This window comes from Streptomyces sp. JLSY215 (assembly GCF_059682825.1).
In genome coordinates this window covers 1,751,001-1,774,806 of record NZ_CM185022.1, presented here as the reverse complement: position 1 = coordinate 1,774,806, position 23,806 = coordinate 1,751,001, and the positions used below count along the sequence as shown (strand labels likewise).

23 protein-coding genes are annotated in these 23,806 nt (G+C 73.3%); 16 read left to right on the top strand and 7 right to left on the bottom strand.

Features of this window, described 5'->3' with window-relative positions:
• Window positions 1-39 precede the first annotated feature (39 nt).
• From AC5677_RS07965 to AC5677_RS07940, 6 genes are all read left to right on the top strand, one after another.
• Entirely contained in the window at window positions 40-1,224 is a 1,185-nt protein-coding gene (locus AC5677_RS07965) for a sensor histidine kinase (protein ID WP_497194306.1), read from the top strand.
• 155 nt (window positions 1,225-1,379) lie between these two features.
• Window positions 1,380-2,504, top strand: coding sequence for a phenylalanine--tRNA ligase subunit alpha (gene pheS / locus AC5677_RS07960; RefSeq protein ID WP_497194305.1), 1,125 nt, complete (start codon window positions 1,380-1,382; stop codon window positions 2,502-2,504).
• Complete coding sequence (pheT, locus tag AC5677_RS07955; protein WP_497194304.1) at window positions 2,504-5,029, top strand: phenylalanine--tRNA ligase subunit beta; 2,526 nt, start codon at window positions 2,504-2,506, stop codon at window positions 5,027-5,029. Before pheS ends, pheT begins: the two co-directional genes overlap by 1 nt.
• A 163-nt stretch (window positions 5,030-5,192) precedes the next feature.
• Window positions 5,193-6,434 carry a PP2C family protein-serine/threonine phosphatase gene (locus tag AC5677_RS07950; RefSeq protein WP_497194303.1) on the top strand — a complete coding sequence of 414 codons (1,242 nt, stop codon included), beginning with the start codon at window positions 5,193-5,195 and terminating at the stop codon, window positions 6,432-6,434.
• A gap of 77 nt (window positions 6,435-6,511) precedes the next feature.
• Window positions 6,512-7,849: an NsdA family TPR-like regulatory protein gene (locus tag AC5677_RS07945; protein ID WP_497194302.1), complete on the top strand. Its 1,338-nt coding sequence runs from the start codon at window positions 6,512-6,514 to the stop codon at window positions 7,847-7,849.
• A 48-nt stretch (window positions 7,850-7,897) separates the two neighbouring features.
• Entirely contained in the window at window positions 7,898-8,428 is a 531-nt protein-coding gene (locus AC5677_RS07940) for an NUDIX domain-containing protein (RefSeq protein WP_497194301.1), read from the top strand.
• 27 nt (window positions 8,429-8,455) lie between these two features.
• Here AC5677_RS07940 and AC5677_RS07935 read toward each other — a convergent pair whose 3' ends face one another.
• A complete protein-coding gene (locus AC5677_RS07935; RefSeq protein ID WP_497196540.1) occupies window positions 8,456-8,713 on the bottom strand; it encodes a hypothetical protein in 258 nt (85 codons plus the stop codon).
• A gap of 350 nt (window positions 8,714-9,063) precedes the next feature.
• Window positions 9,064-9,933 (bottom strand): 3-hydroxybutyryl-CoA dehydrogenase, encoded by an 870-nt coding sequence (locus AC5677_RS07930; RefSeq protein WP_497194300.1) that lies wholly within the window; start codon window positions 9,931-9,933, stop codon window positions 9,064-9,066.
• Window positions 9,934-10,093: 160 nt separating this feature from the next.
• Here AC5677_RS07930 and AC5677_RS07925 point away from each other — a divergent pair, with 160 nt between their 5' ends.
• Window positions 10,094-11,317: a glycoside hydrolase family 10-like protein gene (locus AC5677_RS07925; RefSeq protein ID WP_497194299.1), complete on the top strand. Its 1,224-nt coding sequence runs from the start codon at window positions 10,094-10,096 to the stop codon at window positions 11,315-11,317.
• Between the two features lie 42 nt (window positions 11,318-11,359).
• Here AC5677_RS07925 and AC5677_RS07920 read toward each other — a convergent pair whose 3' ends face one another.
• The gene (locus tag AC5677_RS07920; protein WP_497194298.1) at window positions 11,360-11,566 is read right to left on the bottom strand and encodes a DUF1918 domain-containing protein; all 207 of its coding nucleotides are present in this window, start codon (window positions 11,564-11,566) and stop codon (window positions 11,360-11,362) included.
• A 192-nt stretch (window positions 11,567-11,758) separates the two neighbouring features.
• The gene (locus tag AC5677_RS07915; protein WP_497194297.1) at window positions 11,759-12,718 is read right to left on the bottom strand and encodes a DMT family transporter; all 960 of its coding nucleotides are present in this window, start codon (window positions 12,716-12,718) and stop codon (window positions 11,759-11,761) included.
• On the opposite strand from AC5677_RS07915, the gene AC5677_RS07910 reads away from it, so the two are divergent.
• From AC5677_RS07910 to AC5677_RS07895, 4 genes are all read left to right on the top strand, one after another.
• Window positions 12,717-14,177: an aminotransferase-like domain-containing protein gene (locus AC5677_RS07910; protein WP_497194296.1), complete on the top strand. Its 1,461-nt coding sequence runs from the start codon at window positions 12,717-12,719 to the stop codon at window positions 14,175-14,177. The two genes, AC5677_RS07915 and AC5677_RS07910, sit on opposite strands and share 2 nt — an antisense overlap.
• Before the next feature lie 123 nt (window positions 14,178-14,300).
• The gene (locus AC5677_RS07905) at window positions 14,301-14,753 is read left to right on the top strand and encodes a GNAT family N-acetyltransferase (RefSeq protein ID WP_497194295.1); all 453 of its coding nucleotides are present in this window, start codon (window positions 14,301-14,303) and stop codon (window positions 14,751-14,753) included.
• 97 nt (window positions 14,754-14,850) lie between these two features.
• A complete protein-coding gene (locus AC5677_RS07900) occupies window positions 14,851-15,420 on the top strand; it encodes a histidine phosphatase family protein (protein WP_497194294.1) in 570 nt (189 codons plus the stop codon).
• A 106-nt stretch (window positions 15,421-15,526) separates the two neighbouring features.
• Window positions 15,527-16,282: a hypothetical protein gene (locus tag AC5677_RS07895; RefSeq protein ID WP_497194293.1), complete on the top strand. Its 756-nt coding sequence runs from the start codon at window positions 15,527-15,529 to the stop codon at window positions 16,280-16,282.
• 32 nt (window positions 16,283-16,314) lie between these two features.
• On the opposite strand, the gene AC5677_RS07890 is transcribed toward AC5677_RS07895, so the two are convergent.
• From AC5677_RS07890 to AC5677_RS07880, 3 genes are all read right to left on the bottom strand, one after another.
• Complete coding sequence (locus AC5677_RS07890; protein ID WP_497194292.1) at window positions 16,315-16,476, bottom strand: nuclear transport factor 2 family protein; 162 nt, start codon at window positions 16,474-16,476, stop codon at window positions 16,315-16,317.
• A gap of 181 nt (window positions 16,477-16,657) precedes the next feature.
• Window positions 16,658-17,410 (bottom strand): helix-turn-helix transcriptional regulator, encoded by a 753-nt coding sequence (locus AC5677_RS07885; protein WP_497194291.1) that lies wholly within the window; start codon window positions 17,408-17,410, stop codon window positions 16,658-16,660.
• A gap of 236 nt (window positions 17,411-17,646) precedes the next feature.
• Window positions 17,647-18,771, bottom strand: coding sequence for a class I SAM-dependent methyltransferase (locus tag AC5677_RS07880; protein WP_497194290.1), 1,125 nt, complete (start codon window positions 18,769-18,771; stop codon window positions 17,647-17,649).
• Between the two features lie 138 nt (window positions 18,772-18,909).
• Here AC5677_RS07880 and AC5677_RS07875 point away from each other — a divergent pair, with 138 nt between their 5' ends.
• The 5 genes from AC5677_RS07875 to AC5677_RS07855 all read left to right on the top strand — a co-directional run bounded on the left by AC5677_RS07875 (window position 18,910) and on the right by AC5677_RS07855 (window position 23,799).
• Window positions 18,910-19,101, top strand: coding sequence for a DUF1059 domain-containing protein (locus tag AC5677_RS07875; RefSeq protein WP_497194289.1), 192 nt, complete (start codon window positions 18,910-18,912; stop codon window positions 19,099-19,101).
• A 179-nt stretch (window positions 19,102-19,280) separates the two neighbouring features.
• Complete coding sequence (gene argC / locus AC5677_RS07870; protein ID WP_497194288.1) at window positions 19,281-20,309, top strand: N-acetyl-gamma-glutamyl-phosphate reductase; 1,029 nt, start codon at window positions 19,281-19,283, stop codon at window positions 20,307-20,309.
• An 88-nt stretch (window positions 20,310-20,397) separates the two neighbouring features.
• The gene (gene argJ / locus AC5677_RS07865) at window positions 20,398-21,552 is read left to right on the top strand and encodes a bifunctional glutamate N-acetyltransferase/amino-acid acetyltransferase ArgJ (RefSeq protein ID WP_497194287.1); all 1,155 of its coding nucleotides are present in this window, start codon (window positions 20,398-20,400) and stop codon (window positions 21,550-21,552) included.
• A complete protein-coding gene (gene argB / locus AC5677_RS07860) occupies window positions 21,549-22,490 on the top strand; it encodes an acetylglutamate kinase (RefSeq protein ID WP_497194286.1) in 942 nt (313 codons plus the stop codon). The genes argJ and argB overlap by 4 nt, the downstream gene beginning before the upstream one ends.
• Before the next feature lie 73 nt (window positions 22,491-22,563).
• A complete protein-coding gene (locus AC5677_RS07855) occupies window positions 22,564-23,799 on the top strand; it encodes an acetylornithine transaminase (RefSeq protein WP_497194285.1) in 1,236 nt (411 codons plus the stop codon).
• The last annotated feature ends 7 nt before the right edge of the window (window positions 23,800-23,806 follow it).

Sequence of the window (23,806 nt, the reverse complement as noted above, 5' to 3'; positions counted from 1 at the left end):
AGTGTGGCGTGCTCGGGGCCCGGGAGGGGGCGAACGGGGATGGGTGTGAGGACTTCCGGTAACACAGTCACCGCTGACAGCGGCCTGTCCGACGGGCTCGGGCACGGGCCGTCGGACACGGCGCCGGCCGCCCCGGACCCGACTGGACTGGGGTTCGACCCCGACGATCTGCCCGACGGCCTGGTGGTCGCGGACGAGACCGGCACGGTGATCACCTTCAACGCCGCGGCCGCCAGGATCACCGGCATCGCCCCCCGGGACGCCCTCGGCCGCCACCTGGAGCGGGCCCTTCCGCTGCAGGACATCGAGGGCCGCGCCTGGTGGCAGCTGACGGCCCCGTACAGCGGCCTCGCCATCCGCCGCGGCCAGCCCGAACGCAATCTGCTGCTGGGCGGCCGCGAGGTGCTGGTCTCCGCCCGTTATGTCCGCAGCCGGCCGACCGGTCCCGTACAGCGGCTGGTGATCGCGCTGCGCGGCACCGAGGCCCGGCGGCGTACGGAGCTGAGCCATGCCGAGCTGATCGCCACCGTCGCCCATGAACTGCGCTCGCCGCTGACCTCCGTCAAGGGCTTCACCGCCACCCTCCTCCAGAAGTGGGAACGCTTCACCGACGACCAGAAGCGGCTGATGCTGGAGACGGTGGACGCCGATGCCAACCGCGTCACCCGCCTGATCGCCGAGCTGCTGGACATCTCCCGCATCGACTCGGGCCGGCTGGAGGTGCGGCGGCAGCGGGTCGACATGATCGCCGCGGTGCGCCGGCACGTCCAGGCGCAGACCACCGCGGGCCAGAGCCCCGACCGTTTCCTGATCCGGATGCTGGAGCCGCTGCCCGATCTCTGGGCGGACCCGGACAAGGTCGACCAGGTGCTGGGCAACCTCCTGGAAAATGCGGTGCGCCACGGCGAGGGAACGGTCACCATTGAGGTCGGTCCGGCAACGGCCCTGACCGGCACCGAGGAGACCGGTGCGGACGCGACGACACCAGAGGGGACGACCGTCACCGTGAGCGACGAGGGCCCCGGCATCCCCGAGGAGTCGATGAGCCGCGTCTTCACCCGCTTCTGGCGGGGCAGCAAGCGCGGCGGCACGGGCCTGGGCCTCTATATCGTCAAGGGCATCGTCGAGGCGCACGGCGGGACGATCACGGTCGGCCGGGCCCCGGCCGGCGGCGCCCAGTTCCGATTTAGCCTGCCCGTCGCGGCTCCGGCGTTCATGGCCTAGGAGCACCCGCGGCGGGCGCCCCCATGGGGCTCGGACCTGCCGCGTCGGCCGTCCCCCTTAGACTTGACCTTTGGCACCTTTGGCGCACCAGCATCGCGGGCGAGCCGAGGCGACGCGAGCCATGCCAAGCCAGTCCACCGGAAGCACGGGAAGAGATGTCCGCACCCAATAAGTCGTACGACCCTGTCGAGGTCGAAGCCCTGAAACCGGAAGAGATCGCCGCACGGCTGGAGGAGGCGCTGGCCGCCATCGCCGCCGCCGCCGATCTGGAGGCGCTGCGCGAGGTGAAGGCCGCGCACGCCGGCGACCGCTCGCCGCTCGCCCTCGCCAACCGCGAGATCGGCGCCCTGCCCCCGCACGCCAAGGCGGACGCCGGCAAGCGCGTCGGCCAGGCCCGCGGCCGGGTGAACCAGGCGCTCAAGGCCCGCCAGGAGGAGCTGGAGGCGGAGCGCGACGCGCGCGTGCTGGTCGAGGAGGCGGTGGACGTCACGCTGCCGTACGACCGCACCCCGGCCGGCGCCCGGCATCCGCTGACCACCTTCATGGAGCGGGTCGCGGACGTCTTCGTCGCGATGGGCTACGAGGTCGCCGAGGGCCCCGAGGTCGAGGCCGAGTGGTTCAACTTCGACGCCCTGAACTTCCTGCCGGACCACCCGGCGCGCCAGATGCAGGACACCTTCTTCGTCCAGGGCAACGGCACGCAGGGCGATGAGAGCGGCGTCGTGCTGCGCACGCACACCTCGCCGGTCCAGGCCCGTACGCTCGTCGACCGCGAGCCGCCCGTCTACGTCGTCTGCCCGGGGCGGGTCTACCGCACCGACGAGCTGGACGCCACGCACTCCCCGGTCTTCCACCAGATCGAGCTGCTGGCCGTCGACGAGGGCCTGACCATGGCCGACCTCAAGGGCACCCTCGACCACATGGTCCAAGCGCTGTTCGGGCCGGACATGAAGACCCGGCTGCGGCCGAACTACTTCCCGTTCACCGAGCCGTCCGCCGAGATGGACATGGTCTGCTACGTCTGCCGTGGCGAGTCCGTGGGCAACCCCGACCGGCCCTGCCGCACCTGCTCCAGCGAAGGCTGGATCGAGCTGGGCGGCTGCGGCATGGTCAACCCCAAGGTGCTCATCGCCTGTGGCGTCGACCCCGAGAAGTACAGCGGGTTCGCGTTCGGGTTCGGCATCGACCGGATGCTGATGTTCCGGCACAACGTGGAAGACATGCGTGACATGTTCGAAGGCGACGTCCGGTTCACCCGGCCGTTCGGGATGGAGATCTGATGCGGGTCCCGCTTTCTTGGCTGCGGGAGTACGTCGACCTGCCGGCGACGGAGACCGGCCGTGACGTACAGGCCAAGCTCATTGCCGTCGGCCTCGAGGTCGAGACCGTCGAGCGGCTCGGCGACGGCCTCAAGGGCCCGCTCGTCGTCGGCCAGGTGCTGACCATCGAGGAGCTGGAGGGCTTCAAGAAGCCGATCCGCTTCTGCACCGTCGACGTCGGCGACGCCAACGGCACCGGCGAGCCCCAGGAAATCGTCTGCGGCGCGCGGAACTTCGCCGTCGGCGACAAGGTCGTCGTCGTCCTCCCCGGCGCCGTGCTGCCCGGCGACTTCAAGATCGCCGCGCGCAAGACGTACGGCAAGAAGTCGCACGGCATGATCTGCTCCGGCGACGAGCTGGGCATGGGCGACGACGGCACGCACGGCATCATCGTGCTGCCGCCGGAGTACGAGGTCGGCACGGACGCCATCGAGCTGCTGGAGCTCGTCGACGAGGTGCTGGACATCGCCGTCACCCCGGACCGCGGCTACTGCCTGTCGATGCGCGGCGTCGCCCGCGAGACCGCCATCGCCTACGGCCTGCCGCTGCGCGACCCGGCGCTGCTGGACGTGCCGCCGCCGAACGCCGGCGGTTACCCGGTCAAGGTCGCCGAACCCATCGGCTGCGACCGCTTCACCGCCCGCACGGTCACCGGCCTGGAGCCCGAGGCGCGCTCCCCGCTCTGGCTGCAGCGCCGGCTGCAGAAGGCCGGGATGCGCCCGATCTCGCTCGCCGTCGACATCACCAACTACGTGATGCTGGAGCTCGGCCAGCCGCTGCACGCCTACGACCGCGCCAGCGTGGACGGCCCGATCGGCGTCCGCCGCGCCACCGCGGGCGAGGCGCTGACCACCCTCGACGGCACCAAGCGGGTGCTGGACACCGAGGACCTGGTCATCACCGACAACCGCGGCCCGATCGGCCTCGCGGGGGTCATGGGCGGCGCCAACACCGAGATCGCGGCGCCGGTCGCCGACCCCGAGACGGGCCGGCTGCGCGGCACCACCGACATCGTGGTGGAGGCCGCCCACTTCGACCCGGTCGCCATCGCCCGTACGGCCCGCCGGCACAAGCTGTCCTCCGAGGCGGCCAAGCGCTTCGAGCGCGGCGTCGACCCGGAGGCCGCGTCCGCCGCGGCGCAGCGCACCGTCGATCTGCTGGTGCTGCTCGGCGGCGGCACCGCCGAGGACGGCGTCACCGAGATCGTCTCGCCCCGCGGGCCGCGCACGATCAGCATCCCCGCCGACCACCCGGACAAGGTCGCCGGTGTCACCTACGGCCGGGAGACCGTCGTCCGCCGCCTCCAGCAGGTCGGCTGCGACGTCTACGGCCAGGACGAGCTGGTCGTGACCGTGCCGTCCTGGCGGCCCGACCTCAGCGACCCCAACGACCTGGCCGAAGAGGTCATCCGGCTGGAGGGCTACGAGAATCTGCCCTCCACCCTCCCGAAGCCGCCGGCCGGCCGCGGGCTGACCGAGCGTCAGCGGCTGCACCGCCGGGTCGGCCGGGCGCTGGCCGGCGCGGGCTACGTCGAGGCGCTGAACTACCCGTTCACCGGCTCGCACGTCCTCGACCAGCTCGGCATCGAGCCGGACGACCCGCGCCGCGCGGCGGTCACCCTCGTCAACCCGCTCTCCGACGAGGAGCCCGACCTCCGGACGACCCTGATCCCGGGGCTGCTCGGCGCGCTGCGCCGCAACTTCGGCCGGGGTACGCACGATCTGGCGCTCTTCGAGACCGGCCCGGTCTTCCGCGCCGGCGGCGACGAGAAGCCGGCCAGCCGGCTGGTCGTCGACCGCCGTCCGACCGACGACGAGATCGCCTCGCTGGACGCCTCGCTGCCGCAGCAGCCGCGGCGCGCCGCCGTGGTGCTCGCCGGGGGCCGCGAACAGGCCGGCTGGTGGGGCGAGGGACGCCCCTCGATCTGGGCGGACGCCATCGAGGCGGGCCGTACGGTCGCGCGCGAGGCGGGCGTCGAGCTGATCGTCCGCCAGGACCAGCACGCCCCGTTCCACCCGGGCCGCTGTGCGGCGCTGCTCGCCCTGATCGACGGCGAGGAGGTCCTCGTCGGCAACGCCGGTGAGCTGCACCCGCGGGTCATCAAGACCCTCGCCCTGCCGGAGCGCACCTGCGCGATGGAGATCGACCTGGACCGCATCGAGCGGGCCGCCGCCGGACCGCGGCGCGCCCCGCGGATCTCGGCCTTCCCGGTCGCGACCCAGGACGTGGCGCTCATCGTCGACGAGGCCGTCCCGGCGGCCGCGGTCGAGAGCGCGCTGCACGAAGGTGCCGGTGAACTCCTCGAATCGCTGCGGCTGTTCGACGTCTTCACCGGCGAGCAGCTGGGTGCGGGCAAGAAGTCCCTCGCCTATGCGCTGCGCTTCCGCGCCGAGGACCGCACGCTGACCGCCGAGGAGGCCTCCGCGGCCCGCGACGCGGCGGTCGCGGCGGCGGTGGAGCGTACCGGGGCGGTGCTGCGCGGCTAGCCGCCTGCCGTGACATCCGAGGGCCGCGCGAGTGCCGCGCGGCCCTCGGGTCGTTTCCGGCCACCTGCGCCATCACTCCATCGGGTGAGATGCCGCCCACGGTCGGCGTACCGGTACCGAACGTCGTAAGAATCATTGCGGTCTATCTAGGGGGACCATCGGCATGATCCGGGCCTGGGCGAGAGGCGGTGCATCCGCGGGTGCGACGCGCGCCGGACAGGTCTTCCTCCTGGTGCTGCCCGGCGTCTGGGTCCTTGGCGTGGTGGGCTGGGAGCTGTGCCGGCCCTCCAGCGGCCAGCTGCTGCAGCTGCTGGCCGCCGCGCCCGCCATCGCCTGTGCCGGGACCGGCCGCCGCCAGTGCGTGCTGCTCGGCGGGCTGTGTGCGCTGCTGGCGCTGGTGCCGTTCGGTGCGGTGGAGCCCGCGGCCGGGCCCGGCACCCGGGCCGCGACATGTGGCGCGATCCTAGCGGTCGTCTGCGCCAGCTATCTGACGGCGGGCCGGCGACGGCGGCTGCTGCGGGAGCTGGAGCGCAGCCGGGAGGTCGCCGGTGCCGCGCAGCGGGTGCTGCTGCGGCCGCTGCCCTCGCGTATCGACGGAATGACGCTGGCCGCCGGCCATCTCTCCGCGAGCGAGGGGGCCGTGGTCGGCGGGGACCTGTACGACGTCGTGGGGACGCGGTACGGCGTACGGGCGGTGATCGGGGACGTCCGCGGACACGGTCTGGAGGCGCTGGGCACGGTCGCCGCGATGCTCGGCAGCTTTCGCGAGGCGGTCCATGACGAGCCCGAACTGAGCGGTCTGCTGCGCCGGTTGGAGCGCACGCACCAGCGGCATCTGCAGGAGCGGGCGGGCAGCGGGCAGCCGGCGGGCCTGGTGGCGGAGGAATTCGTGACGTTGCTGCTGCTGGAGGTGGACGGGGACGGTGCGGTGACGGCGCTGAACTGCGGGCACCCGTGGCCGTACCGGATCGGCGGCCCGGCGGGCCCGGAGGCGGCCCCGCTCGCGCCCGCGGAGCCGATGCCGCCGCTGGGGCTGTTCCCGCTGCCCGACGAGCTGCCCCTGGTCCCCTGCGGGCGGCTGGGGCCCGGCGAGGGGATGCTGCTGCACACCGACGGGGCGGCCGATACGCGGGACGCCGCGGGGGAGTTCTTTCCGCTGACGAGGGAGGTGCGCCGGGCCGCGGGGAAGCCGGGGAGTTCGCCGGCCGGGCTGGTCGAGGACGTACGGCAGGCGCTGCTGCGGCATTCCCGGGGGCGGCTGAATGACGATGTGGCGCTGGTGATGCTCCGCAACGACCGGCCGGAGGTGCCCGGAGCGGCTCCCGTCCCCAACGACCGGCCGGAGGTGCCCGGAGCGGCTCCCGTCCCCTTCACACCCCGTGTGAAGCGCGGTTCACTACGCTGATCCGTGGAGACGTCACGTCGACAAGGCCATGAGCCACGCAGCCGCCGGGGGACGGCCGGGCTCTCGGGGAGGCCGGCATGGAGCCCAACACCCTGCTCGACGCAATCCTCGACGAGGCCGGCATCTCGCACGCCGGGCTCGCCGCGCGCATCAACCAGCTCGGCCGCGGCCGCGGGCTCGCCCTGCGCTACGAACACACCGCGGTGGCCCGCTGGCTGAAGGGGCAGCGGCCGCGCGGCCAAGTACCCGATCTGATCTGCGAGATCCTCGGCGAACGGCTGCACCGCGCGGTCGGCCTCGACGACATCGGGCTCAGCCGTCCCGGTGTGCGCCGGACCCCCGACACCCCGCTCTCCGGCTTCGTCGAGCGCGCCACCGCCCTGTGGCGCTCCGACGAGCAGCAGCGGCCGCACGTCCTGGCCGCGCCCGCACTCACCGGCACCTCGGCGGTCATCCCCGTATGGGAATGGGAGAACCCGCCCGAGGACCAGGATGTCTCGCGCGACGGGCTGACCCGGGTCGGCATGGCCGACATCGAGATGTTGCGCGCCGCGCGGACCCACTACGAGCAGATGTACCGGAAGGCGGGTGGTGTCGCGACCAGAGCACGCATCGTGGGATTCCTCAACACCGAGGCGGCGCCGCTGCTGCGGGGCAGCTACAGCGATGCGACGGGCCGTCAGCTCCACCGGGCCACCGGGGGACTGGTCGCCGTCGCGGGCATCTGCGCGTACGACTCGGACGCTCTCGGGCTGGCCCAGCGCTATTTCCATCAGGCGCTGAGGCTGGCCAAGGCCAGCGGGGACCGCGGCCTCGGCGCGTATGTCATCGCGCTGCTGGTCAATCAGTCCCTCTTCGTACGGGAATACCGCCAGGCGGTCGCCTTCGCGGAGGCGGCGCTGCGGGCCGCGGGCCCGCAGATCACCCCGGCGCTGGCCGCGGACCTCTACGCGATGCAGGCCAAGTCCTACGCCCGGCTCGGCGACGGGTCCGGCGCACTGGCGTGCATCCGGCGCGCGGAGGCGGCGGCGGAGCGCATCCGGCCCGGCCTGGAGCCGGCCGAGACGGGCTATGTCCAGCCCGGCCTGGTGAACGTACAAGTGGCGGAGGCGCTGCTGAGCCTCGGCGACCTGCGGGCCGCCCGGGAACAGGCGGACGCCGCCGTCGACACCCCCGCACACGACCGCGGCCGGGTCCACCGGCTGGCCATGCTCACCCATATCGAGCTCCGCCAAGGCGATGCGGACCGGGCCGTGGCCGATGCCGCGCAGATGACGGAGCGGGCTCGGGGCATGGAGTCGCAACGGCTGCGGGACCGGCTGCGGGCGGTGCGCGAGCATCTGGCCAGGACCGGGAGTTCCGCGACCCGTGAGGCTGCCGACCTGATCGATGAGGTGCTGCGCGTTCCGCTGTGACCGGGCTCGTGTCACCTTGCCTGCTCAACAGCGGAAGGTGGCAGTTACATGCGTTGGAACAATCTCAGCGAGAAGCCCGTCTATGCGAATCCGTGGTTCCGGGTCAATCTGGCCGATGTGGAGCTGCCCGACGGCCGTCATCTGGATCACTACCTGATCCGGATGCGGCCGGTCGCCGTGGCCACGGTGGTCAATCCGGCCCATGAGGTGCTGCTGCTGTGGCGGCACCGCTTCATCACCGACACCTGGGGGTGGGAACTGGCCGCCGGGGTCGTCGAGGACGGCGAGGACCTCGCGGCCGCGGCCGCGCGGGAGATGGAGGAGGAGACGGGGTGGCGCCCCGGCCCCCTCCGGCATCTTCTGACGGTGGAGCCGTCCAACGGCCTCACCGACGCGCGGCATCACATCTACTGGTCGGACGAGGGCGAGTACGTCGGCTCCCCGCAGGACGACTTCGAGTCGGAGCGGCGGGAGTGGGTGCCGCTCAAGCTGGTGCCCGACATGGTGGCGAGGGGGGAGGTACCGGCCGCGAACATGGCCGCGGCGCTGCTGATGCTGCATCATCTGCGCCTGGGCTGACCGCTGGTGGCCGCTCCCGCCGGGCGGTCACCGTCCGGTCGCCTGCCACACCGTGACCGCCAGGGCCGCGAGCCCGGTGAGCGCGGCGAGGGACGGCAGGGGCCAGCGGGTGCCTTCCAGCCGCGTGACGCGGGCCTGCAGCTCGTCCGCGTCACGCTCGCTCTGTTCGGCGCGCTGGGCGAGCAGCGCCAGATGTCCGTCGACCCGGGCGGTGCGCACATCGAGGCAGCGCCTCAGCTCCGCTAGGCGGCCGGTCACCTGATCGGTTTCGGGGTGGGCGGTCACGTTCCGCATCCTCATTCCTTGTGCCGGGGGACATCGTCGTCCGTACGCATAACAGTCAACTGCGCTGCGGCGAAAGGCGGGAGCGTGTGTTTCGGGGAGATGCGGGTCCCCGGAACACACCCCGTGTGAAGTGACGGCGGGTGACGGCGTGCGGCGCCTCGCACGGGGTGTGAACCGTGCGCACCGAGCGGAGCCCTTCACACGCTCCCCCGGCCGCCGGAAGGGGAGTTGACTCGTACTCCACGGGGCCGACGCCGGCGGACGGGCGCCCGCCGGCCCGGTGTCCGCCCGCCGGTACTCCCCCGAGCGGCGGGCGGACGGCCCCGGACGGCGCGGCTGCGCGCGGGGCGTCAGTACGAGTAGAAGCCCGACCCGGACTTCCGGCCCAGCCGGCCCGCGTCCACCATGCGCGCGAGCAGCGGGGGAGCGGCGTACAGGGGCTCCTTGTACTCCTCGTACATGGAGGCGGCGACCGAGGCCACGGTGTCGAGGCCGATCAGGTCGGACAGCTTGAGCGGGCCCATCGGGTGGGCGCAGCCCAGCTCCATGCCGTTGTCGATGTCCTCGCGGCTGGCGATGCCGGACTCGAACATCCGGATCGCGGAGAGCAGATACGGGATCAGCAGCGCGTTGACGACGAAGCCGGAGCGGTCCTGGGCGCGGATGGCGTGCTTGCCCAGGACGTTGTGGACCAGTGCCTCGGCGCGCTTGATGGTCTCGTCGCCGGTGGTCAGGGCGGGGATGAGCTCCACCAGCTTCTGCACCGGGGCCGGGTTGAAGAAGTGGATGCCGATGACCTGGTCGGGGCGGGAGGTGGCGACCGCCAGCTTCACCAGGGGGATGGAGGAGGTGTTGGACGCCAGGATCGCGTCCGGGCGGGTGACGACCTGGTCGAGGACCTGGAAGATCTCCGTCTTGACCTGCTCGTTCTCCACGACGGCCTCGATGACGAGGTCGCGGTCGGCGAACTCCCCGAGGTCGGTGGTGAAATTCAGCCGGCCGAGCGTGGCGTCGCGCTCGGCGGGGGTGATCTTGCCGCGCTCGGCGGCCTTGCCGAGCGAGTTGGTCAAGCGGGTGCGGCCCAGCTCCAGGGCTTCGCCGGTGGTCTCGGCGACCATGACGTCCAGTCCGGCGCGGGCGCACACTTCGGCGATGCCGGCGCCCATCTGGCCGCAGCCGACCACTCCGACGCGTGCGATGTCGGTGAAAGTGTCCGTCACCTCGTGCCTTTCGCTGATCTTCAGGACCCTGCGGTACGCCGTAAGGGTCCGACGCCCGCCTCGGCCCCGACGTTACTCCGCGCGGCGCTGTGCTCTGGCCGCCGGGGCGGGCATCCTGAGCCCTCAGGACGGGACAATCGGGACAAGCTGAGGGTTTTTCATGAGACGGATCACACGGCGGGGATTCGCGGCGGGCGTGCTGGGCGCGGCGTCGTCACTGCTCGGAGCGGGACACGGGACGGCCGGGGCGGTGGGTGACCCGGGCTCGGCGCCGATGCGCGGCATGTGGCTGGCCACCGTCGCCAACCTGGACTGGCCCACCCGGCCGGGGCTGACGCCCGCCGAACAGCAACGCCAACTGCTCGACCTCCTGGAGGTGGCCGTGGAACGCCGCCTGAACACGGTGTTCTTCCAGGTCCGGCCCACCGCGGACGCCCTGTGGCCCTCGCCGCACGAGCCCTGGACGCAGTACCTGACCGGAACGCAGGGCAAGGATCCGGGCTGGGACCCGCTCGGCTTCGCCGTCGCCGAGGCGCACCGGCGCGATCTCCAACTGCACGCCTGGTTCAACCCGTACCGCGTCGCCAACCACGCCGACCCCGACCGGCTGGTGTCCGGCCATCCCGCGCGCCGGCATCCGGAGTGGGTGCTGCCCTACGGCGGCAAGCTCTACTACAACCCGGGGCTGCCCGAGGTCCGGGGCTTCGTCCAGGAGGCGATGCTCGACGCGGTGCACCGCTATCCCGTCGACGGGGTGCATTTCGACGACTACTTCTATCCCTATCCGGTCGCGGGAGAGGAGTTCGACGACGATGCGGCCTTCGAGGAGCACGGTGCGGGCTTCGCGGACCGGGCCAGCTGGCGGCGGGACAACGTCGACCGGCTGGTGCGGGAGATGAAGCAGAAGGTGGCCGCCGTGGGGCGGCCGGTGCGGTTCGGCGTCAGTCCCTCGGCCATCTGGCGCAATCGCGGGACCGACTCCTCGGGCTCCGACACCCGCGGACTGCAGACCTATGACGACCTGTACGCCGACACACGGCGCTGGGTGCGGGAGGGGTGGATCGACTACATCGTGCCGCAGGTGTACTGGCACATCGGTTACGAGGCCGCCGACTACGCCAAGGTCGTGCCGTGGTGGTCGGAGGCCGTCTCCGGCACCGGCGTGGACCTCTACATCGGCGAGGCCCTGTACCGGGCGGGCGATCCGGCGCAGGGCACCCCTTGGCTGGACCCGGCCGAACTCTCCCGCCACCTCACCTTCGCCCGCGGCTATCCGCAGGTCGGCGGGCATGTCTTCTTCTCGGCGAGGGATGTCGCAAAGGACCGGTCGGGCGCGCTGGCCCGGATCGTGCATGACCACTACGGCGGCGCGGCGCGGCCGTAGTGGTCACCGTGTCCGGCCGCCGGCCGGTGGTGGTGCGGGGTGCTAGCGGCCGGTGATGTCGGTGGACTTGCCGTGCTGGACGACGCAGTCGGGCCCGGGGGACATGATCGATTCATGGCCGTCCGCGGCGCGGACGCGGTACGGCGGCTCGCCGTTCGTTCCCAGTACCTCGACGATCTCCACGGCGTGGTCGCCGTGCCCGACGGTTCTGCCGTGCACCAGCAGCCGGTCGCCCGTGTTTGCGTGCATCAGGATCCTCCCGCTTCGGGCGGCCGCGCGACCGGGACGGCCCACAGGGAGCTGCGGCCGGGCGGTTGAACGGCCAACGGTTTACCTGTTGACGGGCCTGGTGGCGGCCCGGACGGCGGTACATGCCATCGCGGCAAGTTTACGTCCCCGGCGGGTCCCCGCACCCGGCGGGCGAGGGGCGGACCCGGTGCGTCAGCCGCGGGTCCGCTGGGTGACCGCGATGCACACCAGCACCGCGACCGCCGCGAGCGGCGCGGCCGGCGGCAGGTGCTCGCCGAGCAGCACCACCGACCAGACCAGGGTCAGCAGCGGCTGGGCCAGCTGCAGCTGGCTGGCCTTGGAGACGCCGATCGCGGCCATTCCGCGGTACCAGACGACCAGGCCCAGGAACTGCGAGCCGAACGCCAGCCACAGCAGCCCGGCGACGGTGTGCGCGGTCAGGTGCAGCGGCTCGGCGGCCAGCGCGAGGGCCGCGCCCGGGACCGTCAGCGGCAGGGCCAGCACCAGCGCCCAGCCGATCACCTGCCAGCCCGGCAGATGGCGGGCCAGCCGGCCGCCCTCGGTGTAGCCGGCCGCGCACACCAGCAGCGCGGCGAACAGGAACAGATCGCCGGTGCTGGGCGCCCCGCCGCTCTGCTGCACCGCGAAGGCGATGACGACGGCGGCGCCGGCCAGCGAGGCGATCCAGAAGGTGCGCGAGGGCCGGGCCCCGGTGCGGACGGCCGAGAAGGCCGCGGTGGTCAGCGGCAGCAGGCCGACCACGACGGCCGCGTGCGAGGTGGTGGAGGTCTCCAGGGCCAGGGTCGTCAGCAGCGGGAAGCCGAGGACCACACCGCCCGCCACGACGGCGATCCCGGCCCAGTGGCGGCGCTCGGGGACGCGGACGCGCAGGGCCAGCAGGCAGCCGCCCGCGAGGGCCGCGGCGAGCACGCTGCGCAGCATGACGACCGTCCAGGGGCCCATGCCCTCCAGGGCCCAGGCCGTGCCGGGGAACGTCAGGGAGAACGCGGCGACGCCCAGCGCGGCGAGCAGGGCGCCGGGGACGGCGGGACGCTCCGGGGCGGTGGCGCGGGGGGCGGCGGGCCGTTCCGGGGCGGTGACGGTGCCGACCGCTATCCCGCTCGTCGCGATAGCGCTATCGTTGTCTCTCATGCAAGAGCGTAGCAGTGTCGCTGAGCTGGCCGCGAGCCTGCGGGAAGAGCTGAACCGCTACTCCCCTGGAGAGAAGCTGCCGTCCAGTCGCGCCCTGGTGGAGCGGCACCGGGTGAGCCCGGTGACCGTCTCCCGGGCGCTCGCGGAGCTGGTCGCCGAGGGCCTCGTCGTCACCCGGCCCGGCGCCGGGGCGTTCCGCGCGCAGCCGCGTGCCGAGGCGCCGCGGCCCGCCGACACCTCCTGGCAGGAGATCGCCCTGAGCGCCGAACCGGCCGGCGACCAGGTGCCGCGCAGCGTCGACGCGGCCGGCGTCCTGGCCACCCTCGCCACGCCCGCCCTCGGCGTCATCGAACTCCACGGCGGCTATCTGCACCCCGACCTCCAGCCGGAACGCGCCCTCGCCGCCGCCCTGGCCCGCGCCGGACGGCGGCCGGGCGTCTGGGGACGGCCGCCGATCGAGGGCGTCCCGGAGCTGCGGGCCTGGTTCGCGCGGGAGATCGGCGGCCCCGGCGGCGCGCTCGCCCCCAGCGACGTGCTGATCACCGCCGGCGGCCAGAGCGCGCTGACCACCGCCCTGCGTGCGCTCGCCGCGCCCGGCGCGCCGGTCCTCGTCGAATCCCCCACCTACCCGGGCATGCTGGCCGCCGCCCGCGCCTCCGGCCTGCGGCCGGTGCCCGTACCGGTGGACGCGGACGGGGTCCGCACCGATCTGCTCGCCGATGCCTTCCGGGCCAGCGGGGCGCGGCTGTTCGTCTGCCAGCCGCTGTTCCAGAACCCGACCGGCGCGGTGCTCTCGGCGGAGCGGCGGCGCGAGGTGCTGCGGGTGGCCCGCGCGGCCGGGGCGTTCGTGGTCGAGGACGACTTCGCCCGGCGGCTGGTGCACGACGGCGCACCCGCTCTTCCGCCGACCCTGGCCGCCGACGACCCGGACGGCACCGTCGTCCATGTCTGCTCCCTGACCAAGATCACCTCGCCCAGTCTGCGGGTGGGCGCCCTGACCGCCCGCGGCCCGGTCCTCGACCGGCTGCGCGCCATCCAGGTCGTCGACAGCTTCTTCGTACCGGGCCCGCTCCAGGAGGCCACCGTCGAACTGGTCGGCTCGCCCGCCTGGGCCCGCCATCTGCGCCTGATCTCCGGCACCCTGGCCGACCGCCGGGACGCCATGGCCGCCGCGCTGCACCGCCATCTGCCCGCCGTCGCGGCCCGCAGCCCGCGGATCGCACCGGGCGGCTACCTCCTGTGGGTACGGCTGCCGGACGGTACGGACGAGGCGGCGCTCACCGGCGCGGCACTGCACGCGGGCGTCGCCGTCGCCGCCGGCCGCCCCTATTTCGCCGCCGAACCGCCCGCGCCGCATCTGCGCCTGAGCTACGCCGGCGCGTCCGGGACCGCGGAACTCGCGGAAGGCGTGCGCAGGCTCCGTACGGCGTGTGACGAGCTGGGGATCCCGGTGGGGTGAGGAAGCCGCCCGGGGTCCGCCGGAGGATCCGCCGGGGGATCCGCCGAGCAAGCGGCCGGGGGATCCGCTGTCCGTCCGGATTCCGGTTCGACGCCGTCACCGCGCTTCTGGGAACCTCCCCGCATGACCGATGAAGCGCTCGACGGCTACGACATCTCCACCGACCCGGCCCGCCTGGACCGGGACCTGGTCCACCACTGGCTGTCCACCGACGCCTACTGGGCCGTGGGCCTCACCCGCGAGCGGCACGACCGGGCCGTCGCCGGTTCGCTCAACTTCGGCCTGTACGAGGCCGGTTCGGGGCGCCAGGTCGCCTACGCCCGGGTGGTCACCGACCACGCCACCTTCGCCTGGCTCTGCGATGTCTACGTCGCCCGCGACGACCGCGGCAAGGGCCTGGGCACCGCCCTGATAGAGGCCGTCGCCGAGCATCTGACGCCCTGCGGCCTGGCGCACATCACGCTCGCCACCAAGGACGCGCACGGCGTGTACGAGAAGATCGGCTTCCGGAGCCTGGTGTCGCCGGAGCAGTGGATGACGATGGGGCTGATCGATCCCGGGCCGCTCCCCATCTGACCGGCCGGGGGGACGGGCGGCCGCGCGCCGGCCGCCGGATTCATCGCGCCGCGCGCAAACCGGCCACCCGGGACGCCGGGGCTCATACCATCGGCGAATGCACGTTCGCCTCAAGCTGCTTGCCGCCGCCCGCAGCTCCGCGCTGCTCGAGACCCGGTTCGACGACGACCGCCCGCTCGACGCCGCCGGATGGCACGATGCCGAGCGCGCCGCCCCCGCCCTGTGCCGGCTCGCCGCCGCCGAGCTGCGCTACTGCTCCCCGTCCGCGCGCTGCCGCGAGACCGGTGAGGTCCTCGGCCTCACCCCGCTCGCCCAACCGGCCCTGCGCGACTGCGACATGGGGCGCTGGCGCGGCCGCACCCTAGGCGAGGTGGCCGCCGCCGAACCGCAAGCCGTGGACCGATGGCTCGCCGACCCGCGGTCCGCGCCGCACGGCGGCGAGTCGCTGCTGGCCTTCATCACCCGGGTCGGCAACTGGCTGGACACCCGGCCCGCCGGTGAGGGCGCCGGACCGGTGGCGGTCGCCGAGCCCGGGGTGGTCCGCGCCGCCCTGGTCTACGCGCTCCAGGCGCCGCCGCACACGTACTGGCGGATCGACGTCCAGCCGCTGTCGGTGACCACCCTGGCCGGGCGCGCCGGCAGCTGGAGCCTGGCCCTGGAGGCGTGAGCCGGGTGCCCGGCTCACGGCCCGCACTCGCGAAAGTCCACCCGGAAAGCCCAGCCGGGCCCGCCACCGACGTGCGCGCGGTGAGCGGGGACGCTTCGCTCGGGATATGTACACATACGCCGTCCGCCGCTCCGCCCACCGCCCGTTCCGCCGCCTGCGCGTGGCCGGTGCCGTGACGGCGGCCCTCGCGCTGGGCGGCTCCGGCGTCGCCACCGCCGCCGACGACGCGAACCAGGTGGTCGTCCAGCCCGACCCGGTGGCGCCCGGCGGTGAGTTCTCCGTCCTCGACGGCGGCAACTGCACCGGAGGATCGGGCGAGGCCACCTTCGAGGGCGCGGACATTCCGAAGCTGAAGCTGTCCGAGCTGCGCGACCAGGTCGGCGGCACCGCCACGGTCCCGCGGTCCGTCCCGCCGGGCGCGTACACCGTCACCGTCAGCTGCGGCGACGGCAGGGGCGACGACCTCACGACCCAGGGCGATACGGAGCGCGGGGCGCGCGGCGACGGCGCCGCCGGGCACGACCGCGGCGACCACGGCCCCGGCGCACCCGGCCCCGACGCACCCGGCAGGGCTCGCCTCACCTTCACCGGCACCCTGACGGTCTCCGCCGACGGCAGGGCGGACGCCGGAGCCGACACCGGCGCCGAGTCGCCCGGCGAGACCGGCCCCCAGGCCGCCGCCGACGCCGGTCCGGACGCCGGGCCCGGCCAGGCCGTCCCCAGGGGCGGTGCGGACACCGGTCTCGGCGGCGGCTCCGCGGTCGGCACCGGTGTCACGGTGCTCGGCGGCGTGCTGCTGGCCGGCGCGCTCGGCTGGGGCGTCGTCGCCTATCTGCGCCGGCCCCGGAGCGGCCGGGGCTGACGCGAGGGGCAGGGACGGCGCCGACGGCACCACTACGGCGTCGGATCGAGCGCCGTCGGCCCCGACCCGTCCATCAGGAACGGCACCGAGCCGTGCGTATGCGTGATCTTCCAGACGCCGTCGGTCTTGCGCAGGCCGACGGTCGCCCGGCTCCACAGCCGCACCTCGAAGCCGTCCGCCTTCGTCCCGGTCATCAGGTTGATGCTGCGTGAAGGCGACCTCGTCGCCGGCCGTGATCCCGACCTGGCGGCGGGCCTCCTGCCGCCCGGCGCCGCGGCGCCCCGGATCGGTGTACGGAAGGCGGACGCCGGCGGCGCCGGAAACTCATCGGCTGCCGGGTGCGCCGCCCCGGTGACAACCGCGCCGGGGCCCGCCCTACGACGCCAACTGCGCCGAATCGCCCCTGGTCAGCCAGGCGTTTGCGGCCTCCACACGGCTGCCGACGCGGAGCTTGGCGTAGGCGTGCTCCAGGTGTTTGTCGACGGTGCGGGGGCTGATCGCCAGGCGGCGGGCTATCTGCTGGTTGGTCAGGCCGTGGGCGAGCAGGGCGAGCACGGCGGACTCGCGGCGGGTGACCAGGCCCGGGGCGGGCGCGGGCGACGGCGGGGCGAGGCGGTTCAGGACGTGCCCGAGACGGGTGCGCAGCAGGGTCGCGGCGAACACGTCGTGGTCGGTGAAGTCGCTGCCGCTGCGGTTGACGGCCAGGCAGATGCTGCGCGGCACCCCGTTCACATAGCCGCCGGGGAAGGCCATCGCGAGCTGCCGCTCGGCGCCGACCGGCCGGTAGACGTCCGCGTAGGCGGCCAGCGCGTGGTACTCGCGGTCGGTCTGGAGCGTCGAGCGGCGCAGCGGGGCTCCGGTCCCGAAGGTGGTGTGAGCGACCAGCGGATCGGCCGGCGCGTCGCGGGCGAAGGCCGCCCACGCCTCCGGCGCGAGCAGGTCCGCGGGCAAGGTCAGCGGACGGCCCGCCGGTGCGGGCCGGGGCGTCCAGACGATGCTGTCGCCCGGTACGGCGCCGAGCAGCAGGGGGAGCAGTGCCGGAACGAGGGATTCCTCGTCGACGGCATCGATCAGGAGGTCCACGACGGCGAAGATGCGTCGCAGGCCGGCCTCCGCGGCCGCGCTCATGGATCCAGCGTGGACAGCGCGCGGGGGCAGCGTCAAGGTGCCGTTCGGCCCTTGGCGGGACGGCCGCTCGGATCTTCCGCCGCAGATCTTCGGTCACCGGTCTTCGGTCACCGGTCTTCGGTCACCGGTCTTCGGCCGCCGGTCTTCGGCCACCGGTCCACGGTCACCGGTCCTCGGTCACCGGGGATTGCCGCCCGGCCGGCCGGGGGAAGACCGGCCGGGGGCGTCGGCCGCGGTTAGCGGCCGACGGCGTAGACGCGGTTGACCGGGCTCTCGGCCGCCAGCTTCCAGCGGCGCAGCCCGGCGTCGGCGGCGATGGTCCGCATCGCCTCCTCTCCCGCGTGATTTCCCAGTGCCTGGGGACCGTGCTGGGCCAGCGCGGACGGCAGGCACACGGCGACCGAGGCGGCGGTCAGCGCCCGGCCGATGGGGGTGGCGTTCTCCTGGACGTCGGCCGAGCCGTTCGGCTCCACGATCATGCAGATGCCGTCGTCGGCCAGCGCCTGTTCGGCGCGGCGGAGCGCGCCGCCGGGGTCGCCGATGTCGTGCAGGCAGTCGAAGAAAGTGATCAGGTCGAAGTTCTTGCCCGGGAAGTCCTGGGCGGTCGCGACATCGAAGCGCACCCGGTCCGCCAGTCCCCGCTCGGCCACGATGCCGCGGGCCGCCCGGACGGAGGGCCGGTGGAAGTCGAAGCCGTAGAACTGCGAGGCGGGGAAGGCCTGGGCCATCAGCATCGTCGAGTAGCCGTAGCCGCACCCGATGTCCGCGACCCGCGCGCCCCGCTCCAGCTTGTCCACCATGCCGTCCAGCGACGCCAGCCACTCGGGGACGAGCGAGGCCGCATAGCCGGGCCGGAAGAACTTCGCGGTGCCCGCGAACAGGGCCGGTCCGTGCTCCTGCCAGCCCACGCCCTCGCCGGTGCGAAAGGCGTCCATGAGGGCGTCCTCGGTGGCGTAGACGGCCTGCAGCATGGTGAAGAAGCCCGCCGCGTAGTGGGGTGAATCGGGGTCCGCCAGGACGGCGGCGTGCGCGTCCGGCAGCTCGTAGGTGTCGGTCCCGGGTGCGTACGTCACGTACTCGCCGGCGACCTGGGCGGCCAGCCATTCGCGTACGTAGCGCTCGGCCAGGCCGGTGCGGTCGGCGAGCCGGGCGGAGGTGAGCGGTCCGGCCCCGGCCATGGCCGTGTACAGGCCGAGCCGGTCACCGAGGGAGGTGCACAGGCCCGCCACCGCGGCCCCGCCGTCGATGATCACCCGCTCCAGGAACTGCGCGATCCGGTCCTCGTCCGTGCGCTCCGTGCCGCGGCGCTCCTTGGGCGGCGCGGAACCGGGGGTGACGCCTGCGGACGCGGACGTGGCCATGCCCTCACCTCCTTGTACACCCCCACTCCATCAGGGACGCGGGCCCCGCGCCATACGGGATTCCCCGTATACGACGGGCCGATCCGGGTACTGCCATTCGCGACATTCCGGACCGACACTGGGGGGAGGAGGTGCGCCATGCGGAAGAGGGTCGACTGCCGGGATCACCCGAGCGAGATGCACTGCACCCTGGTCATCGCCGGCGAGGAGGAGGAAGTGGTCCGCGCCGCCAGCGAGCACGCCGTATCCGTCCACGGCCACACGGACGGCCCGGAGCTGCGCGAGCAGATCCGCTCCTCCCTCAAGGACGACGTTCCGCAGCGCGCCTGAGCCGCGGCGGGCATCGCCGCCGGGGAAGCGCGGCGGCGATGCCGCCATGGGGGCAGCAGGTCCCGCCGCCCTCGGTGCGGGGCGGCGGTCGCGGTGTGCGTACGACCCCGCGCCGGGCGCCACGCCATTGCATAAAACTGCTGCAATCCGTATAGTCATGCCATCGATGAGGAGGGTCCATGACGGTACGAGCAGCAGTGGCCGGAGCGAGCGGATACGCGGGGGGTGAAGTCCTGCGCCTGCTTCTGGCGCACCCCGAGGTCGAGATCGGCGCGGTGACCGGACACTCCAACGCGGGCCAGCGCCTGGGTTCCCTGCAGCCGCATCTGCTCCCGCTCGCCGACCGGGAGGTGCAGCCCACCTCCGCCGAGGTGCTGGCCGGACACGATGTCGTCTTCCTGGCGCTGCCGCACGGCCAGTCCGCGGCGGTCGCCGAGCAGCTCGGGCCCGACGTGCTTGTCGTCGACTGCGGTGCCGACTTCCGGCTGACGGACGCCGCCGACTGGGAGGCGTTCTACGGCTCGGCCCACGCGGGCACCTGGCCGTACGGTCTCCCGGAGCTGCCGGGGGCCCGCGCCGCGCTGCAGGGGTCCAAGCGCATCGCGGTCCCGGGCTGCTACCCCACCGCCGTCTCGCTCGCCCTGTTCCCCGCCTACCAGGCCGACCTCGCCGAGCCCGAGGCCGTCGTCGTCGCGGCGTCCGGCACCTCCGGCGCGGGCAAGGCGGCCAAGCCGCATCTGCTGGGGTCCGAGGTCATGGGCTCGATGAGCCCGTACGGCGTCGGTGGCGGCCACCGGCACACCCCCGAGATGATCCAGAACCTCAGCGCGGTGGCCGGCCGGCGCATCGGCGTCTCCTTCACCCCGACCCTGGCGCCGATGCCCCGCGGCATCCTCGCCACCTGCTCGGCCAAGGCCCGGCCCGGCGTGGACGCCGCCGCGGTGCGGGCCGTGTACGAGAAGGCGCTGGCCGACGAGCCGTTCGTCCGGCTGCTGCCCGAGGGCCAGTGGCCCGCCACCGCCGCCGTCCACGGCTCCAACGCCGCACACCTCCAGGTGACGCTGGACGCCGCCGCCGGCCGGATCATCGCGATCTGCGCCATCGACAACCTCACCAAGGGGACCGCGGGCGGCGCCATCCAGGCCATGAACATCGCCCTCGGTCTCGACGAGACCACCGGACTTTCGACGATCGGAGTCGCGCCGTGAGCGTCGTGCGCGCAGCCGCCGGACCGCAGACGACGACGATGGCCGCGCCGCTGCGCTGCGCGGGCGGAGAAGCGAACAAGGAGACACAGTGAGCGTTACGGCAGCCAAGGGATTCACGGCGGCGGGCATCGCCGCCGGGATCAAGGAGAACGGCAATCCGGACCTCGCCCTCGTGGTGAACAACGGGCCGCGGCTGGCCGCCGCCGGCGTCTTCACCTCCAACCGCGTCAAGGCGGCGCCGGTCGTCTGGTCCGAGCAGGTCCTCAAGGGCGGCCGGGTCTCCGCCGTCATCCTCAACTCCGGTGGCGCCAACGCCTGCACGGGCCCGCTGGGCTTCCAGGACACCCATGCGACCGCGGAGAAGGTCGCCGAGGTGCTGGCGGGCCACAACGCCGGCGAGGTGGCGGTCGCCTCCACCGGGCTGATCGGCCTGCGGCTCCCGATGGACAAGCTGCTGCCGGGCGTCGAGCGGGCCGCGGCCGAACTGACCGAACACGGCGGTGAGAAGGCCGCCATCGCCATCAAGACCACCGACAGCGTGCACAAGACCGCGGTCGTCACCCGGGACGGCTGGACCGTCGGCGGGATGGCCAAGGGCGCCGGCATGCTCGCGCCGGGCCTGGCCACCATGCTCGTCGTACTGACCACCGACGCCGATCTGCCGGCCGCCGACCTGGACAAGGCGCTGCGGGCCGCGACCCGTACCACCTTCGACCGGGTCGACTCCGACGGCTGTATGTCCACCAACGACACCGTGCTGCTGCTCGCCTCCGGCGCGTCCGGGAACACCCCGCAGTACGGGGAGTTCGCCGAGGCGGTCCGCACCGTCTGCGACGATCTCGCCCGCCAGCTCATCGGCGACGCCGAGGGCGCCAGCAAGGACATCCGCATCGAGGTGATCAACGCCGCGAGCGAGGACGACGCCGTCGAGGTCGGCCGCTCCATCGCCCGGAACAACCTCCTCAAGTGCGCCATCCACGGCGAGGACCCCAACTGGGGCCGGGTGCTCTCCGCCATCGGCACCACCTCGGCCGTCTTCGAGCCCGACCAGCTCAACGTCGCCATCAACGACGTCTGGGTCTGCAAGAACGGCTCGGTCGGCGAGGACCGCGACCTGGTCGACATGCGCTACCGCGAGGTGCGGATCACCGCCGACCTCGCCGCCGGCACCGAGTCCGCGGTCATCTGGGCCAACGACCTGACCGCCGACTACGTCCACGAGAACAGCGCGTACTCGTCATGAGTGCACGCAAGCACACCGCGCTCCCCAAGGCCCGCACCCTCATCGAGGCGCTGCCCTGGCTGACCCGGCACCACGGCAAGACCGTCGTCATCAAGTTCGGCGGCAACGCCATGGTCGACGAGGAGCTCAAGCGCGCCTTCGCCCAGGACGTGGTCTTCCTGCGGCACGCCGGCCTGCGCCCCGTCGTCGTCCACGGCGGCGGTCCGCAGATCAGCGCCCAACTGGACCTGCTCGGCCTGGAGTCGGAGTTCAAGGGCGGTCTGCGGGTCACCACGCCCGAGGCGATGAACGTCGTACGGATGGTGCTGGCCGGCCAGGTCCAGCGCGAACTCGTCGGACTGCTCAACGAGCACGGTCCGTTCGCCGTCGGCATGACCGGCGAGGACGCCCACCTCATGACCGCGACCAAGCACTACGCGGACATCGACGGCGAGCGGGTGGACATCGGCCGGGTCGGCGAGATCACCGCCATCGACTCCGGCGCGGTCCAGGCGCTGCTGGACGACGGCCGGATCCCGGTCATCTCCTCCATCGCCCGGAGCAGCGACGCGGCGGACGCCCTCGCCGGGGCGTCGGCGTCGAGGGTCTTCAACGTCAACGCCGACACCGCCGCGGCCGCCCTGGCCGCCGCCCTCGGCGCCGAGACCCTGATGGTCCTCACCGACGTCGAGGGCCTCTACGAGGACTGGCCGAACAGCGACGAGGTGATCTCCCGCCTCACCGCCACCCAGCTGGAGAAGCTGCTGCCCGACCTGGCCAGCGGCATGGTCCCCAAGATGCAGGGCTGTCTGCACGCGGTACGCAACGGCGTGCACACCGCCCGGGTCATCGACGGACGGGTCCAGCACTCCATCCTGCTGGAGATCTTCACCGACGAAGGAATCGGCACGATGGTCGTGCCGGACGCGAACACGCACACGAACGAGGGGGAGTCATGAGCGAGCGCAGCGAGCGAATCATCGAGAGGTGCGCGCCGAGCGAGTGCGAGGCCGAGCGCAGCGAGGTATCGGCATGAGCGAGGCGGCAGACACCCGGGGCCCGGCGGACAACGCCGGCCTCACCCGGCGCTGGCAGGGCGCCATGATGGACAACTTCGGCACCCCGCGCATCCCGCTGGTACGCGGCGAGGGCGCCGTGGTGTGGGACGCCGACGGCAACGAGTACCTCGACTTCGTCGGCGGTATCGCGGTCAACGCCCTGGGCCACGCCCACCCCGCCGTGGTCCGTGCGGTCTCCGACCAGGTCGCCACCCTCGGCCATGTCTCCAACCTCTTCGTCGCCGAGCCCACCGTGGCGCTGGCCGAACGGCTGCTGGCGCTGGCCGGCCGCCCCGGCCGGGTCTACTTCTCCAACTCCGGCGCCGAGGCCAACGAAGCCGCCTTCAAGATCGGCCGGCTCACCGGGCGCACCCATATGGTCTCCACGGCCGGCGGCTTCCACGGCCGCACCATGGGCGCCCTCGCGCTCACCGGCCAGCCCGCCAAGCAGGCCCCGTTCGTCCCGCTGCCCGGCGACGTCGACCACGTCCCCTACGGCGACGTCGAGGCCCTGCACGCCGCGGTCACCACCGACACCGCGTTCGTCATCCTCGAACCCGTCCAGGGCGAGAACGGCGTGATCGTCCCGCCGCCCGGCTACCTCCGGGCCGCCCGCGAGATCACCGCCGCCACCGGCACCCTGCTCGTCCTCGACGAGATCCAGACCGGCATCGGCCGCACCGGCCACTGGCTGGAGTCCCAGGCACAGGGCGTCGAGGCGGACATCATCACCCTCGCCAAGGGCCTCGGCGGCGGCCTGCCCATCGGCGCCACCCTCGCCTTCGGCCCCGCCGCCGACCTCCTGACCCCCGGCTCGCACGGCTCCACCTTCAGCGGCAACCCGGTCGTCTGCGCCGGCGCCCTCGCCGTCCTGGACACCATCGAGAAGGACGGCATCCTCGACGACGTCAAGCGCGTCGGCGAGCGGCTGCGGGACGGAATCGAGGCGCTGGGGCACCCATTGGTCCGTCAGGTCCGCGGCGCGGGCCTCCTCCTGGGTATCGTCTTGACCGAGTCCCTCGCGCCACAGGTGCAGCAGGCGGCTCAGGACGCGGGCCTCCTGGTGAACGCGGTCGCGCCGGACGTCATCCGGCTCGCCCCGCCGCTGATCGTCTCCGACGAGCAGGCGGACACGTTGCTCCAGAAGCTGCCCGCCGTCCTCAATACGGCCCGCCAGGGGGCCGACGGGGAACAACGATCCGGAGACTGACGACAAC

Excerpts from the sequence above, each read along its gene's own strand:
- AC5677_RS07965 (WP_497194306.1), top strand. The coding sequence starts at position 40 with ATGGGTGTGAGGACTTCCGGTAACACAGTCACCGCTGACAGCGGCCTG.
- pheS (WP_497194305.1), top strand. The coding sequence starts at position 1,380 with ATGTCCGCACCCAATAAGTCGTACGACCCTGTCGAGGTCGAAGCCCTG.
- pheT (WP_497194304.1), top strand. The coding sequence starts at position 2,504 with ATGCGGGTCCCGCTTTCTTGGCTGCGGGAGTACGTCGACCTGCCGGCG.
- AC5677_RS07950 (WP_497194303.1), top strand. The coding sequence starts at position 5,193 with ATGATCCGGGCCTGGGCGAGAGGCGGTGCATCCGCGGGTGCGACGCGC.
- AC5677_RS07945 (WP_497194302.1), top strand. The coding sequence starts at position 6,512 with ATGGAGCCCAACACCCTGCTCGACGCAATCCTCGACGAGGCCGGCATC.
- AC5677_RS07940 (WP_497194301.1), top strand. The coding sequence starts at position 7,898 with ATGCGTTGGAACAATCTCAGCGAGAAGCCCGTCTATGCGAATCCGTGG.
- AC5677_RS07925 (WP_497194299.1), top strand. The coding sequence starts at position 10,094 with ATGAGACGGATCACACGGCGGGGATTCGCGGCGGGCGTGCTGGGCGCG.
- AC5677_RS07920 (WP_497194298.1), bottom strand. The coding sequence starts at position 11,566 with ATGCACGCAAACACGGGCGACCGGCTGCTGGTGCACGGCAGAACCGTC.
- AC5677_RS07910 (WP_497194296.1), top strand. The coding sequence starts at position 12,717 with ATGCAAGAGCGTAGCAGTGTCGCTGAGCTGGCCGCGAGCCTGCGGGAA.
- AC5677_RS07915 (WP_497194297.1), bottom strand. The coding sequence starts at position 12,718 with ATGAGAGACAACGATAGCGCTATCGCGACGAGCGGGATAGCGGTCGGC.
- AC5677_RS07905 (WP_497194295.1), top strand. The coding sequence starts at position 14,301 with ATGACCGATGAAGCGCTCGACGGCTACGACATCTCCACCGACCCGGCC.
- AC5677_RS07900 (WP_497194294.1), top strand. The coding sequence starts at position 14,851 with ATGCACGTTCGCCTCAAGCTGCTTGCCGCCGCCCGCAGCTCCGCGCTG.
- AC5677_RS07895 (WP_497194293.1), top strand. The coding sequence starts at position 15,527 with ATGTACACATACGCCGTCCGCCGCTCCGCCCACCGCCCGTTCCGCCGC.
- AC5677_RS07890 (WP_497194292.1), bottom strand. The coding sequence starts at position 16,476 with ATGACCGGGACGAAGGCGGACGGCTTCGAGGTGCGGCTGTGGAGCCGG.
- AC5677_RS07885 (WP_497194291.1), bottom strand. The coding sequence starts at position 17,410 with ATGAGCGCGGCCGCGGAGGCCGGCCTGCGACGCATCTTCGCCGTCGTG.
- AC5677_RS07880 (WP_497194290.1), bottom strand. The coding sequence starts at position 18,771 with ATGGCCACGTCCGCGTCCGCAGGCGTCACCCCCGGTTCCGCGCCGCCC.
- AC5677_RS07875 (WP_497194289.1), top strand. The coding sequence starts at position 18,910 with ATGCGGAAGAGGGTCGACTGCCGGGATCACCCGAGCGAGATGCACTGC.
- argC (WP_497194288.1), top strand. The coding sequence starts at position 19,281 with ATGACGGTACGAGCAGCAGTGGCCGGAGCGAGCGGATACGCGGGGGGT.
- argB (WP_497194286.1), top strand. The coding sequence starts at position 21,549 with ATGAGTGCACGCAAGCACACCGCGCTCCCCAAGGCCCGCACCCTCATC.
- AC5677_RS07855 (WP_497194285.1), top strand. The coding sequence starts at position 22,564 with ATGAGCGAGGCGGCAGACACCCGGGGCCCGGCGGACAACGCCGGCCTC.